Here is a 13,271-nt window from a genome sequence, read left to right on the forward strand (position 1 = left end):
TCTGCGAATGTATCCACCTGGTGAGAAAAAGTAGGGTAATTTACCATAATAAAAACTTATATGTTATCGGGCTAAGGGCTGTGATGGAATGAACGGGAAATTAAAGTGATAAATCGGTGTCAGAGGTTCTGATTTTAGGAGTAATTCGGCATCATTCGGGCTGTCATTGTTGTGACGTTATCAGATAAAATAGTAAATAAATCGTCAGGTTATGGCAGAGCCCTGAGTATTTAGCGCTATAATTTCCCTCCCGGCCCTCTGTCGGTGAAGATTTCAGACTAAAAAATAAAATGAAGCGTCGGGCTGTGGATAATGCGCATGGCTGGCCATCAGTAATGAGGATATATGATGAAAATTTGGGCCCTGGGTGACGCCGTCGTCGATTTACTCCCTGCCGGTGATATGAATTACCAGGCCTGTGCCGGAGGAGCGCCACTGAATGTTGCCGTGGGTGTTGCCAGACTTGCGGGTGACAGTGCGTTTATCGGCCGGGTCGGTAATGATCCTTTCGGCCGCTTTCTGAAACGTACGCTCGAAGAGCAAGGGGTCGGGGCGGAATTCATGCTCACCGATGAAACTTACCGTACCAGTACGGTGGTGGTGGATCTGGCAACCAGCGGTGAACGCAGCTTCTCATTCCTGGTGAATCCTTCCGCTGACCAGTTTCTGACTTCCCGTGACCTGCCGGTATTCGGTAAAGATATCCTGCATTACTGTTCACTGGCACTGGCGGCTGAAAATTGCCGTGAGGCGGTGGTTCAGGCCACAAGCAAAGTGAAAGCCCGTGAAGGCTGGGTCAGTTTTGACTTAAACCTGCGTGAACAAATGTGGTCAGATAAAGCAGAGATGCGCCGCGTTATCGAACAACAGTGCCGGAGTGCAGATATTCTCAAACTTTCAGATGAAGAATTACTCTGGCTGACGGAAGAGGAAACCTCAGACTGGGAGGAAGCGCTGGCATTACTGGAGCGCTATCCGGCCCCGCTGAAAGTGATCACCCGTGGTAAAGAGGGCGGGATCGTCTTCTGCGGGCAGGATAAATTCAGCTTCCCGGGCTACAACGTCAAAAGCATTGATACGACCGGTGCAGGCGATGCCTTTATGGCCGGCCTGTTATCATGGCTTGCGAGACACGGGCTGCCTGAAACTGAACGTCTGAGCGCTCTGCTGTCGCAGGCGGGGGCCTGCGGGGCACTGGCCACTACCCATAAGGGGGCCTTGCCGGCCTTACCGACACCCGCCCGGCTGAACGATTTTATCCGTGCGGCTGGCCTGCTGACGCTTCACCCGTTGTGATCTTCCGGCAGATAAGCCAATACAAATTCACGGCTTATCTGCTTTTACCCCCTGACTGACCTCTGCTGATAAATTCCTTTTTCTGACGTTTTCATTTTTCTCCCCGCTTGTCTTATATCAAATTTCATGAGAACGATTCTCATTATACTAAAGATCTACCGCCCGTGACGGGGGATCATCAAGTGAGGACGGCTTATGCCAATAAAACCTTTCTGCCGCTATCGGATCCGGGCTATCAGCCCTCAGACACCACCGGCATTCCGCCAGAAACTCTTTTCGCTGGGCCTGCTGCCGGGGGCAGAGTTTGATGTCGTCAGGGTGGCACCGCTGGGCGACCCGCTTGAAATCAGTGCGCCGACGATGACTATCATGCTACGCCGCAGAGATCTGGCCCTGCTGCAGCTGGAACCTTTGCCGGTCAGTGAAGGGAGCCCGTCAGCATGAGTCAGCAAGCATTAACTATCGGGCTGGCGGGTAACCCGAATACCGGAAAAACCACATTATTCAACCAGCTGACCGGTGCATCGCAGCGGGTAGGGAATTGGGCCGGGGTGACCGTAGAAAGAAAAGAAGGCTTCTTTACCGCCGGGGAGACACTGGTCAGACTGGTGGATTTGCCGGGGCTTTATTCGATGACCATGACCTCGCCGGAAAGCTCACTGGATGAACAGATTGCCAGTGCGTTTATTCTGCAACAGGATGCTACGTTACTGATTAACGTTATTGATGCCGGTGCACTACAGCGGGATCTCTGGCTGACGTTACAGCTCAGGGAAACGGGGATCCCCTGTATTGTGGTCCTGAACATGATGGATGTTGCAGAGCAACGCGGAGTCTTACCGGATATTGAGCGGCTAAGACGCGCACTGGGCTGTCCGGTGATCCCGATGGTTTCAACGCGCGGGGAAGGGATCCGGGCGCTGAAACATGCCATCGATCACCTTCAGACATCCGGCCCCGGTACCGCCTGTTCACTGGCTCTCCCGGCGGAAACAGAAGCTATTCGCCGGCAACTGTCAGACAATATTACCGGACATTTCTCACCACAGATACAGCGCTGGATGGGGCTGCAGGTACTGGAAGGTGACCTTTACAGCCGCCGGTTTCTGCCACCGGACATAGTCTCAGAGATACTTCCTGATGCAGATCTTGCGGATAAGCTGGCGTTACAGATAGCCGGATATCGTCAGCAGCGTTGCCGGGAGCTGGCGCAGGAAGTGACCCACCGGCAGGTGGCGAAACCCCATCGACTGACTCTCCGGCTGGACCGGCTGGCAATGGATCGCTGGCTGGGGCTGCCGGTATTTTTACTGCTGATGTACCTGATGTTTTTCCTGGCCATCAATGTCGGCGGGGCCCTGCAGCCTCTGTTTGAAAACGCGTCGGTCACGCTGTTTGTGCATGGGATCCAGTGGCTCGGGTGGATTTGCCAGCTCCCGCCCGGGGTTACCGACTTTTTTGCCAGTGGCATTGGTGGCGGGATCACTACCGTATTACCCCTGATACCGCAAATCGGGATTATGTACCTGTTGATGGCGTTTCTGGAGGATGCCGGCTATATGGCCCGGGCGGCCTTTGTGATGGACAGACTGATGCAGTCTCTGGGGCTGCCGGGGAAATCCTTTGTCCCGCTGATCATCGGCTTCGGGTGTAACGTCCCCTCGGTAATGGGATCACGGACACTGGATGCACCCAGAGAGCGATTAATGACCCTGCTGATGGCACCTTTTATGTCCTGTGGTGCCAGGCTTGCTATTTTTGCTGTCTTTTCATCGGTCTTTTTTAGCAGCCACGGGGCCCTGGCGGTCTTTGGTCTCTACCTCTGCGGCATTTTCGTGGCGGTACTGACCGGATTATTACTGAAATATACCCTGCTGCGCGGTGAAGCTACACCTTTTATCATGGAGTTACCGCTATACCATTTGCCGCACCTGAAGAGCGTTGGCTTACAAAGCTGGCAGCGTCTGCGTGAGTTTGTCTGGCGTGCCGGTAAGGTCATTGTGCTGGTCAGCCTGCTTATCAGCGGGCTGAACAGCTTTACTCTGCAGGGGCACCCGACCCGCCCCGGAGATGAGGCTGCTCTGGAAACGGTCAGTAAAGCGATAACACCGCTGCTGGGGACTTTCGGGGTACAGCCGGATAACTGGCAGGCAACGGTCGGACTGATCACCGGGGCGATGGCGAAAGAGGTGGTTATTGGTACGCTGAACACACTCTATACTTCTCAGGCCATTGATGAAGAGCGCTTTGATCCTGAGACGTTCAGTCCTCTTAGTGAACTCACCGGGGCCTGGCAGGCGACCCTGGAGAGTCTGGCGACAACCTTTAGCTGGCAGGTGCTGGAGAACCCTATCGCCGCCAGCCAGGGAGATACGGAGATCAGCAGCAGTGCATTAGGGGTAATGCACCAGAAATTCCCCGGTAGTGGCGCGGCTTTCTGTTATCTGCTGTTTGTCCTGCTCTATGTACCCTGTGCCTCTGTAATAGGGGCAATTGCCAGAGAGAGCAGCCGTGGCTGGATGTTGTTTTCGGTGTTCTGGGGGCTCAGTATTGCCTGGTCGGTATCGACTCTGGTCTGGCAGCTCATGATTTTCTCATCTTCCCCGCTCAGCGCCGGGCTCACACTTTCTGCGGTGATTATTTATAACCTGATCCTGGTCGGGATACTGGCGAGGTGTAAACCCCGCATTTCCATGCCATCTGTGCCGGTCTCAGCCTGCGGGGGATGTCGGGGATGCGGTTCACAGTCAGGATGCCATTAAGCGGTATATCGCCACGGACGTCACGGTATGGTAGGGTTCCCGGACAGCACTGACCGGTTATTTCAGGAGATCCTATGCGCAAATTGATGTTGATGATATTGCTTGTCCCGCTTTCAGGCATCAGTCTGATGACACAGGCAGCTACCCGCGATGATGGCCGGATGATGAAACCCTATCCGCTGGCAGAAGCTGAAATGCAACGTAATGTCATAGTATTACCGGCAGTCAGTCATGAGCAGAACTACCGTGTGGAGCTGATTGTCGGTAAAAAAGTGATGGCAGACTGTAATCTGGTACATCTGGCCGGGTCGTTCAGCGAAGAAACTGCAAAAGGATGGGGATATCCCTATTATCGCGTCACGCTGCAACCCGGGCTTATCTCTACACGCCGGGCCTGCATTCCTGCACAGAAGACCTCCCGATGGGTGACTTTACCGGCTGCCTCCGAAAAGCTGTTGCGCTATAACAGTAAACTTCCGCTGGTGGTGTATGCCCCGCAGGGGATACAGGTCAGTTATCGTCTATGGAAAGGCGGTGATGATGTGGTGAAGTCAGAGCCGCGTTAAACGTTCTGCTGTGCGGGGCCTGGCTGAATGGTTATTATTGCAGCGATCATCAGGCCACAGACCGGTTTCTCTGTAAACGTACAGAATGCTTTGTGGCGGTTTTTCGGGGGGCGGATATTTCAGCAAGATTACGCTATGTCTGCCGGGAAGAAGACGATGCAGAGTCATTGTTTCGTGACGGGATCATTGACCGGCAGAGCGGATGACTGGTTGTCCGATATTCCGGTGATGTGCAGCAGGTCACGTAGTTTCAGAAGGGGGGGCACATTGTGCCCCCCCTTGGTGTTCAGGAAGGAACCGCGCTCTGTACCGGTGCCCGGCGCAGCAATGCGTACATTCCGCCGGTCACCAGGCTGCCGGCAATGATAGCCACTAAATACATTCCGACATGCCCGACGGCATGGGGAATGGCCAGGACAAATAATCCGCCGTGAGGTGCCATCAGCGTACACCCGAAATACATCGATAACCCGCCCGCCAGGGCACCACCCGCCATGGTGGACGGAATAACCCGCATCGGGTCGCGGGCAGCAAACGGGATAGCACCTTCAGAGATAAAGCACAGCCCCAGTACAAAGGATGCCTTACCCGCCTGAAGTTCCGGAGGTGTGAACCGGGATTTTGCAAGCCAGGTGGCAATGCCCATCCCCAGGGCAGGAACCATCCCGGCCGCCATAATGGCCGCCATTGGCTCATAAGACTGTGACGCCAGCAAGCCGACACCAAAGGTATAGGCTGCTTTATTGACCGGACCACCGAGGTCGAAACATTGCATAGCCCCGAGCAGGACGCCGAGTAACACTGCATTGGCGGTGGTCATACCGGCCAGAAAGTGGGTCAGCCCTCTCATTACAGCCGACACCGGCCCACCCACGACATAAATCATTACCAGCCCGGAGATCACGGTCGCCAGCAGCGGGATCACCAGTACCGGTTTCAGCGCCTCCATAGACGAGGGCAGGGTGATTTTCCGGGTCAGGAACCGGGCCGTATATCCGGCCAGGAAACCGGCGATGATCCCGCCAAGAAAGCCAGCTCCGCTGGCGGAGGCCAGCATTCCGGCGATAAGGCCGGGAGCGAGGCCGGGACGGTCGGCAATGGAATAAGCAATATAACCCGCCAGCACCGGCACCATTAGCGCAAAGGCCGCCTTACCGCCAATCTCCATCAGAGCGGCAGCCAGTGTTCCGGGTTGTTTAAATGCATTGATCCCGAAGACGAAGGAAAGGGCAATACATAATCCCCCGGCCACTACCAGCGGTAACATATGCGACACTCCGGTCATCAGATGTTTATAAATCGCCGGCAGTTCAGTCCCCCGCGCCTGACTGTCCACCGTGTTATTCTGATAAGGCGTTGCCAGCCGCAGTGCCTCCAGCAGTGTTTCTTCCGGTTTTTTCAGTGCCTGGCTGGTGCTGGTGCGGTAAAGGCGCTTACCGTGAAACCGTGAAAGATCAGTTTCGATATCAGCGGCGATGATCACCACATCAGCTTCATGGATATCTTTATCACTGAAGGTGTCACGGGCCCCGACAGATCCGCGGGTTTCTGCTTTGAACGGAAACCCTCGTTTTGCGGCTGCCGTTTTCAGGGCTTCTGCCGCCATAAACGTATGAGCCACACCGGTCGGGCAGGCGGTCACTGCAATGATACGTTCGTTCATCAGATACACCTTTTTATATTGAGGCCAGTATTATCAGTAAAAACAGGTGCCTGTCAGAGGGGGACAGAGACTGAGCCGTTACTGCCGTGACCAGGCTGCCGCCTGCCGGAACAGCTCATCTGAAGGGCGAACCCCGGTATATAACGCAAACTGTTCTACGGCCTGGATAGCAAAGACTTCAGAGCCGGTGATCACGGTCTTATTCAGCGCTCTGGCCGCGTTGATCAGGGGGGTGGTCTCCGGCAGTGCCACGACATCAAACACGGTATCCGCTGCTGCGATTTCTTCCTCGCTGTAGGCGAGTGTATTTTCATCGTGGCCGCCGGCCATCCCTATCGGGGTGGCATTGATCAGCAGTTGCGGATGCAGCCCTGCAATATCACTTCCGGCCTCAAAACCATAGAGATCGGCCAGTCTGGCCGCATTTGCCGGATCCCGGTCAATAATTCTGCCACGGGTGAAGCCTGCATCCCGCAGGGCGCAGGCGACCGCTTTTGCCATTCCACCGCTGCCGCGCAGCACAAAAGTTAACCCGTTATCGACCTGGTACTGTCTGAGCAGCGTCGCGATAGCGATATAATCGGTGTTATAGGCCTTCAGGTAACCTTCGGTATTTACAATCGTATTTACGGAGTGGATCGCTTTCGCCGAGGCATCCAGCTCATCCACCAGGGCGATCACCTGCTCCTTGAACGGCATAGAGATGGCACATCCCCGTACGCCCAGCGCGCGTACCCCGCTGATTGCCCCGGCTAAATCGGTGGTAGTGAACGCTTTGTAGAGGTAATCAAGGTCCAGGGCATCGTAGAGGAAATTATGAAACCGCGTACCGAAGTTACTTGGACGCGCGGCGAGAGACATACACAGGGTGGTATCTTTATTCAGATGACGGGTCATTTACTGCTCCTTGTCTTTCAGTCAGCCATACCGGAAGCCGGACACGGGGTCTGTCCTCCGGGCAACGGTATCAATACTTGCCGCTATCTTTATAATGGGCTAAAAAGAGGAAGTTAAAAACGGCTGTCTTTTTATTCCGGGAGTTCCGCTTTTATGACTGTCCAACGGCTCGAACAGCATTACCGGCGTCTGCTGGCGTTTTACCCTCAGCGTGAAGTGACACTGACGCTGGGAGAGTTAGCTGATAAAATCTGCTGCTCAAAGCGCCATATGCGGGGGGTATTGCTGCGAATGCAGCAAGCCGGCTGGCTTAGCTGGCAGCCTGGTGTCGGGCGTGGTCATCAGTCGGTCCTGACCCTGCACTATAGCGAAACGCAGTTGCTGTTCAGAAAAGCGGAACAGCTACTGGATGAGGGCGATATCCGTAGCGCGGTCACGCTGCTGGGGGATCAGCAGCAACTGGTGGCGGGGCTTCTGCGTCAGAAACTGGGGTATCAGGTCCGTGAAGATTACCAGTCGCTGCGTATTCCTTATTACCGTACCATGCCGAACCTTGCCCCCGGCACGCCGCTACGCCGTTCTGAAATCCATCTGGTAAAACAGATATTCAGTGGCCTGACCCGGGTCAATGATCAGACCGGACTTGCTGAAGCGGATTTGGCACATTTCTGGTCACAGCGTGATTATCGTGACTGGACGTTTCATTTGCGCCCGGCGGTACGCTTTCATGATGGACGGGAGCTGACCAGTGACGATGTCGTAACATCGCTGGCGCGCCTCGTTTCACAGCCGTTGTTCTCCCATATAGCCCGGGTCCATGCCAGAGGACGTCTGACGGTAGAGATAACGCTGAGTCAGCCCGATGCCTGTTTACCCTTATTGCTGACCGACAGCGCGGCGCTGATTTTACCGGCTGACTTTGCCAGCCGTCCTGACTTTGCCACATTACCGGTAGGGACCGGCCCCTATCGGGTGGAGGAAAATAACCGGCTACACCTGAGAATGCGGGCTTTTGACCACTACTTCGGGTTGCGAGGCTTGCTGGATGAAATTGAGGTAATTGTCTGGCCGCCTGCGCTGAAACAGGCAGCAGAAGCCTCTCAGGGAAAAGGTGATGTCAGAGGACAACCGTCCGCATGGCTGAGTTCCAGCCTGAGTGATATCGAGTATATTTCAGGGCAGGCGGTCAGCCTCACCGGGCATCCCGGCGAAGACAGCGGTGATATGTTCCCCGAGAAAGGAGGCTATTTTCTGCTCTGTGACAGCCGTTCACCCCACTGGCAGCAGAGTCCGGCACGACGCTGGATCCGCGAAATTCTGAACCCTTATGCGCTTATTCAGCGTTTTATACCGGCCATTCGTCCCTTATGGATCCCTGCGGCCAGCCTGATGCCGGACTGGTTACATGCGATGTCTGAAGGTGAGGCTATCCGTCCGGCATCCTTACCCGTCGGGGGGGCCGGAAACATTCTTCGGCTGGCGTTTCACCGCCAGCATCCTGAGTTTGAAATGCTGGCCCGGGAGATGCAGTTTCTGCTTAAGCAGCAGGGGATCATCCTGCAACTGATGGAGCAGGATTATGAAGAATGGGCTAACGGAGAGGGGAATGTCGATCTCTGGCTGGGCACGGTCAATTTCCCGGTCCCTGAAGTCTGGAATGCCGGTGCGTGGCTGTTAAGTCTGCCGCTACTCAGGTATTCGGTTGCCGGGGGGGATGCTGAACGCTTTGCCCGATGGCAACATGCCTGGCGGGTGGGATCTCTGCAGGGGAAACAACTGACTCAGCAGGTGATCCACGACGGCTGGTTACAGCCGCTGTTTCATCACTGGATGCGCCTTAAAAGCCCGGGACAGGCTCAGGGGATCCGTTTGAATAATCTTGGCTGGTTTGATTTCACCCGGGCCTGGATGGCACCTGCCGCCGGCCCGGGGACAGAAAAGGAAGAGCAATGACTCAGAGAAGGCGGCTGCGCATAACCTCGCCGCAGAGCAACTGAGCCTCCGGACGCTGTTTCTGGTCCTGCTTCAGCGCAGACTGACACTGAGTTTCGGTCGGATAGAGTGCTTTGGTTACAGGGAGCACATGGGAATGAGAAATCATCAGTGCGACGAATCCGGCTAACATAATTATACCTCCGGCAGTTCAGGCCTCAGATACTGTTAAGTGTAGCGGATGACAGGTTTTTTGCCGCACTTTATTTTCAACGGGGCCGGTTTTTACGGGAAAAAAGATGCGCGCGATCAGCGCGAATAACACATTATCTTCTTCTATCACCGGAGATATTCTGCGGTAATCCCGGAGCTTTCGACGACACATGCCGAAGCCGCATTCCGGGTGTTCAGGAAGGCATCAATACCGGTGATCACAGCGTTACCCGGTAACAGAGTATCTGCGTCCTGATCTGTGAGAGTCTCTCCGGATGACGCTGTGAAAACGGGCACCCGCAGGTACCCGTTTTATACTGTGACTGAAGGTTGGGCCGTGACTCAGAACATCTCAGCCATATTCAGCTGGCTCATCAGTAATGCGTTGGCGCTGTAATCAACAGGAATAGCAACGACGGCCGGGCCCTGTACATCCATAGCGGCACGCAGTGTAGATTCCAGCGTCTCTGACGACGTCACCGCGAAGCCTTTGGCACCAAAAGCTTCGGCATAGGCTTTGAAATCGATAGGTCCGAAATCCACGCCGGAAGCACGGTTATATTTTTTCTCTTCCTGAATCGCGACCATGTTGTAGCAGTTATCGACCCAGATAATATGCAGGATATTTACCCCCAGACGGACCGCAGTTTCCAGTTCCATGCTCGACTGCATAAAGCCGCCATCGCCGGAGACAGAAACAACTTTACGTTGCGGATCCACCAGCGCGGCACCAATCGCCCAGGGCAGGGCAACCCCCATCGTTTGCTGGCCGTTAGAAATCAGTACCTGGCGGGCGCGGAAGCTATACAGGTAGCGGGCAATCCAGATATGGAAGCTGCCCATATCCACACACAGGGTGACATCACTGTTAACGATGTCCTGCATAGCGCGTACCAGACGCAGTGGGTGGATAGCAAATTGCTGCAGGCTGCGGCCTTTCTGGGCCAGTAACTCACGCTGTTGCTGACGTTCCTGCAGGATAAGCGTTGTGCTATGACTGAGTGCATAACGGTGGTTAATCTGTTCGGCCAGCAGATCCACCGTGCCAGCGATATCCCCGATCAGTTCAATGTCCGGAGAATAGTGGCTGTCGGTCTCTGCCGGTAAGACATCGATATGGACCAGCCGGGCGGTTCCCTGATTCCATTTCACCGGTTCATATTCTACCGGGCTGTAACCGACGGTGATGATCAGGTCTGCATTCCGCAGTAACTGGTCACCGGCCTGGTTATTGAACAGGCCCACACGTCCGGCAAAACGGGAGAAGTGGTTCTGGTCAATCACCCCGGCGGCCTGATAGGTACTGGTGACCGGAATTTCACTGCGGGTCAGCAGACGGCGAACAGCATCGGCGTTACGGGGCTGGCTGGCCATCAGGCCCAGCAGAAGCACCGGGTTTTTCGCCTGAGCAATCAGCGCGGAAACTTCATTGATCTCTTTCTGCGGTGCCGTGCCCAGGGAAGGTAAGCGTGCGCTTAAGACATGTCCGTTGGCAGGTTCATTCACAATGTCCATCGGCAGACTGATAAAGGATGCCCCCGGACGACCAAACTCAGCCGCACGGAAGCCGTTGGAGAGAACCTCTGCAATCGCAGACGAGGAAGTGACCTCGGCGGAATATTTTGTCACCGGACGGAACATAGAGACAGTATCCATGGTCTGGTGAACCTGTTTCAGATGATCCTGACGACTGACCGCACCGCCGATAGCCACAAAGGGGTCACCTTCAGACGTGGCAGTGGCCGCACTGGTGATAAGGTTTGAGCAGCCGGGGCCGGAGGTGACCAGTGCCACTCCGGCTTTACCGGTCAGACGGCCAATCGCACCGGCCATAAATCCGGCATTGGCTTCCAGTCGTACCGGAACGGTAATAATCGAAGAATCTTCCAGTGAATCGAAGACACGGTCAATTTTAGCGCCGGGGATCCCGAACACATATTTGACCTGCTGTTCTTCTAACTGGGCAACGACCAGGTCGGCACCACATTTCCACTCAGTTTTTTTATCACTTTTGTTCACAATAGGATCCTTACTCGCCTGTTCGATAGCGGATTAACCTTCAACAGATTGGATAGCTGCACTCAAATCTTCAGGATTAAGATCGGCGTTACGGAAATCTTCATCCTCAGGAAAATCGATCACCAGTTTTTCAATAGTACCAAAGGTGAGCCGGCCTTCCCGGACCTGATAGTCGAGCACATGACCGCCACTACTGCGTTGCTGGTTAATAAAGTGTTCGTGATAACCGGCGACATTGATCCCCTGCATAAATTCCGGGGTCAGGAAACCAATCAGCACCCCGTCCTGTTGCTCAATGTGAAACACCGGTTGTTCTTCAACCGCCTGCATCATGGGCTTATAGGGACGGTGCTGTTCCGGCACGGTTCGGGTATCGACTTTGTCGAAGTGACCATCAATTCGCAGCGCACAGAAGATATTCTGACTGGCGACATTGGCATCGATAATGTCGTGGATCTGCTGACGACTGTGAGGTTCTTTGATGGTGTATTCGTGTGTCGGATTGAAAAAGGTCATCACGGCAAACGGTGTTTTCTGATCCGGCGAGGCACTGCGTGCACTGCCATCACTGCGTAACTGAAACACATCACTATTGAATGCGATCATCTCGCCATCCAGATGATTAAATGTGCCCAGCCCGAAATCACCGTGCTCCAGTAACTGGCGGATAGTCGTCTCACCTTCATAAACGCCACTGAGTAATGCACTCATCAGTGAGGCCTGATAGATAATATTTTCTCCGCGATCTTTTTCTAATTTTAACGCTGCCCTGGTAATATCACTGATGCAGGAACACCCGCAATGTCTCGTTTCCATGATTAATTCCTGAGGTTTTATGACTTAACCTTGTGGCCTAAAGGTTGACAGGATGGCGAAGATAATTCCAATATGATGCACTACTCACTTTAAGACGTTTTTGATATGGAACTTCGGCATTTACGCTATTTTGTCGCGGTCGCAGATGCGGGTAATTTTACCCGTGCTGCCGAAAGCCTGGGGATCTCTCAGCCACCGCTGAGTCAGCAGATACAGCGGCTGGAGCATGAAATCGGCAGCCCGTTACTGCGCCGCCTGACCCGCAGTGTCGAACTGACACCGGCAGGAAAAGTGCTATATGAAGATGCAATTAAAATTCTGAAAATGTCTGATTCGGCGTTTGAGAAAGCCTGCAGCGTCGGACGGGGGCTTAGCGGGTCGCTGAAGATAGGTTTTGCATCCTCGACGGCACTGAATCCGCAGGTATTTACCCTGTTGCATAATTTCCGCGACCATTATCCGATGATCAATCTTTTGCCTGGTGAGTTGCATATGTCAGCGCTGATCAATGAATTGCTGAAAGGCGCCATTGATATCGCGTTTATCCGTCTGCCCTGTGACAGAAGCCGGGAAGTGGACTACCGGGTCATCGATAATGAAGAGATGGTGGTGGCATTACCGCTGAATCATCCGCTGGCAGAGCGTCCTGTACTCAGCTCACTGGCAGAATTGCGCGATGAAACGCTGATTATTTTCCCGCGGGAAATCTCGCCCGGGCTCTATGATTCGGTGATCACTGCCTGTCATCAGGCGGGCTTCACACCGCCGACGTTTGCACAATCGCCCCAGACAACCTCGGCCATCAGTATGGTGGCGACCGGTTTTGGTTATACGATAGTGCCGGTATCACACAGTAAAATAGATCAGGCCAGTGTCTGTTATCTGCCGATTGAAGGCGCACCGCTGAAAGCTCAGGTCGCGCTGGCCTGGCGGCGTCATAGCCTCAGTAAAGCGGGCGAACATTTTCTGGCACTGTTATAAGCGTAACCCTGCGCGGGAGGGCGAAACAATGCCGGAGGATTTTCTGTCATCGCATGAGGTGATGTGATGGGAAATCGTTCTGACTGTTATGGACGAGGAACCGCACTTGAAGGTGATAAAACCAGC

At 54.3% G+C, this 13,271-nt stretch carries 12 protein-coding genes; 6 read left to right on the plus strand and 6 right to left on the minus strand.

Annotated elements, in window-relative coordinates; genetic code table 11:
* Window positions 1-348: 348 nt before the first annotated feature.
* The 4 genes from CG67_RS04770 (at window position 349) to CG67_RS04785 (ending at window position 4,624) form a co-directional block, all read left to right on the plus strand.
* On the plus strand, window positions 349-1,296 hold the full coding sequence (locus CG67_RS04770; protein WP_025901842.1) for an aminoimidazole riboside kinase: 948 nt from the start codon (window positions 349-351) through the stop codon (window positions 1,294-1,296).
* Window positions 1,297-1,491: 195 nt separating this feature from the next.
* Window positions 1,492-1,740, plus strand: a complete 249-nt coding sequence (locus tag CG67_RS04775) for a FeoA domain-containing protein (RefSeq protein ID WP_025901843.1) — start codon at window positions 1,492-1,494, stop codon at window positions 1,738-1,740.
* Window positions 1,737-4,058 (plus strand): Fe(2+) transporter permease subunit FeoB, encoded by a 2,322-nt coding sequence (gene feoB / locus CG67_RS04780; protein ID WP_025901844.1) that lies wholly within the window; start codon window positions 1,737-1,739, stop codon window positions 4,056-4,058. The genes CG67_RS04775 and feoB overlap by 4 nt, the downstream gene beginning before the upstream one ends.
* Window positions 4,059-4,132: 74 nt before the next feature.
* Complete coding sequence (locus CG67_RS04785) at window positions 4,133-4,624, plus strand: ecotin family protein (protein ID WP_025901845.1); 492 nt, start codon at window positions 4,133-4,135, stop codon at window positions 4,622-4,624.
* Window positions 4,625-4,910: 286 nt separating this feature from the next.
* Here CG67_RS04785 and CG67_RS04790 read toward each other — a convergent pair whose 3' ends face one another.
* Together CG67_RS04790 and CG67_RS04795 are read right to left on the minus strand one after the other, a co-directional pair.
* Window positions 4,911-6,287, minus strand: coding sequence for a fructose-specific PTS transporter subunit EIIC (locus CG67_RS04790; RefSeq protein ID WP_025901846.1), 1,377 nt, complete (start codon window positions 6,285-6,287; stop codon window positions 4,911-4,913).
* 78 nt (window positions 6,288-6,365) lie between these two features.
* Window positions 6,366-7,184: a shikimate 5-dehydrogenase gene (locus CG67_RS04795; protein ID WP_025901847.1), complete on the minus strand. Its 819-nt coding sequence runs from the start codon at window positions 7,182-7,184 to the stop codon at window positions 6,366-6,368.
* Window positions 7,185-7,337: 153 nt separating this feature from the next.
* On the opposite strand from CG67_RS04795, the gene CG67_RS04800 reads away from it, so the two are divergent.
* Window positions 7,338-9,137, plus strand: coding sequence for an SgrR family transcriptional regulator (locus CG67_RS04800; protein WP_025901848.1), 1,800 nt, complete (start codon window positions 7,338-7,340; stop codon window positions 9,135-9,137).
* Window position 9,138: 1 nt separating this feature from the next.
* Here the strand turns inward: CG67_RS04800 and CG67_RS18240 are convergent, their stop codons facing one another.
* The 4 genes from CG67_RS18240 to budA all read right to left on the minus strand — a co-directional run bounded on the left by CG67_RS18240 (window position 9,139) and on the right by budA (window position 12,164).
* A complete protein-coding gene (locus CG67_RS18240; protein ID WP_160318959.1) occupies window positions 9,139-9,309 on the minus strand; it encodes a hypothetical protein in 171 nt (56 codons plus the stop codon).
* Window positions 9,310-9,455: 146 nt separating this feature from the next.
* Complete coding sequence (locus CG67_RS18245) at window positions 9,456-9,626, minus strand: hypothetical protein (protein WP_160318960.1); 171 nt, start codon at window positions 9,624-9,626, stop codon at window positions 9,456-9,458.
* Window positions 9,627-9,671: 45 nt separating this feature from the next.
* The gene (gene alsS, locus CG67_RS04805) at window positions 9,672-11,348 is read right to left on the minus strand and encodes an acetolactate synthase AlsS (protein ID WP_152975034.1); all 1,677 of its coding nucleotides are present in this window, start codon (window positions 11,346-11,348) and stop codon (window positions 9,672-9,674) included.
* Between the two features lie 33 nt (window positions 11,349-11,381).
* The gene (budA, locus tag CG67_RS04810; RefSeq protein WP_025901850.1) at window positions 11,382-12,164 is read right to left on the minus strand and encodes an acetolactate decarboxylase; all 783 of its coding nucleotides are present in this window, start codon (window positions 12,162-12,164) and stop codon (window positions 11,382-11,384) included.
* Window positions 12,165-12,269: 105 nt separating this feature from the next.
* On the opposite strand from budA, the gene CG67_RS04815 reads away from it, so the two are divergent.
* Entirely contained in the window at window positions 12,270-13,145 is an 876-nt protein-coding gene (locus tag CG67_RS04815) for a LysR family transcriptional regulator (protein ID WP_025901851.1), read from the plus strand.
* Window positions 13,146-13,271: the final 126 nt, after the last annotated feature.

The organism is Tatumella sp. UCD-D_suzukii (assembly GCF_000611875.2).
Classification (GTDB): domain Bacteria; phylum Pseudomonadota; class Gammaproteobacteria; order Enterobacterales; family Enterobacteriaceae; genus Tatumella; species Tatumella ptyseos.

Excerpts from the sequence above, each read along its gene's own strand:
- CG67_RS04795 (WP_025901847.1), bottom strand. The coding sequence starts at position 7,184 with ATGACCCGTCATCTGAATAAAGATACCACCCTGTGTATGTCTCTCGCC.
- CG67_RS04775 (WP_025901843.1), top strand. The coding sequence starts at position 1,492 with ATGCCAATAAAACCTTTCTGCCGCTATCGGATCCGGGCTATCAGCCCT.
- CG67_RS04770 (WP_025901842.1), top strand. The coding sequence starts at position 349 with ATGAAAATTTGGGCCCTGGGTGACGCCGTCGTCGATTTACTCCCTGCC.
- CG67_RS18240 (WP_160318959.1), bottom strand. The coding sequence starts at position 9,309 with ATGTTAGCCGGATTCGTCGCACTGATGATTTCTCATTCCCATGTGCTC.
- CG67_RS04785 (WP_025901845.1), top strand. The coding sequence starts at position 4,133 with ATGCGCAAATTGATGTTGATGATATTGCTTGTCCCGCTTTCAGGCATC.
- CG67_RS04800 (WP_025901848.1), top strand. The coding sequence starts at position 7,338 with ATGACTGTCCAACGGCTCGAACAGCATTACCGGCGTCTGCTGGCGTTT.
- CG67_RS04790 (WP_025901846.1), bottom strand. The coding sequence starts at position 6,287 with ATGAACGAACGTATCATTGCAGTGACCGCCTGCCCGACCGGTGTGGCT.
- CG67_RS04815 (WP_025901851.1), top strand. The coding sequence starts at position 12,270 with ATGGAACTTCGGCATTTACGCTATTTTGTCGCGGTCGCAGATGCGGGT.
- budA (WP_025901850.1), bottom strand. The coding sequence starts at position 12,164 with ATGGAAACGAGACATTGCGGGTGTTCCTGCATCAGTGATATTACCAGG.
- feoB (WP_025901844.1), top strand. The coding sequence starts at position 1,737 with ATGAGTCAGCAAGCATTAACTATCGGGCTGGCGGGTAACCCGAATACC.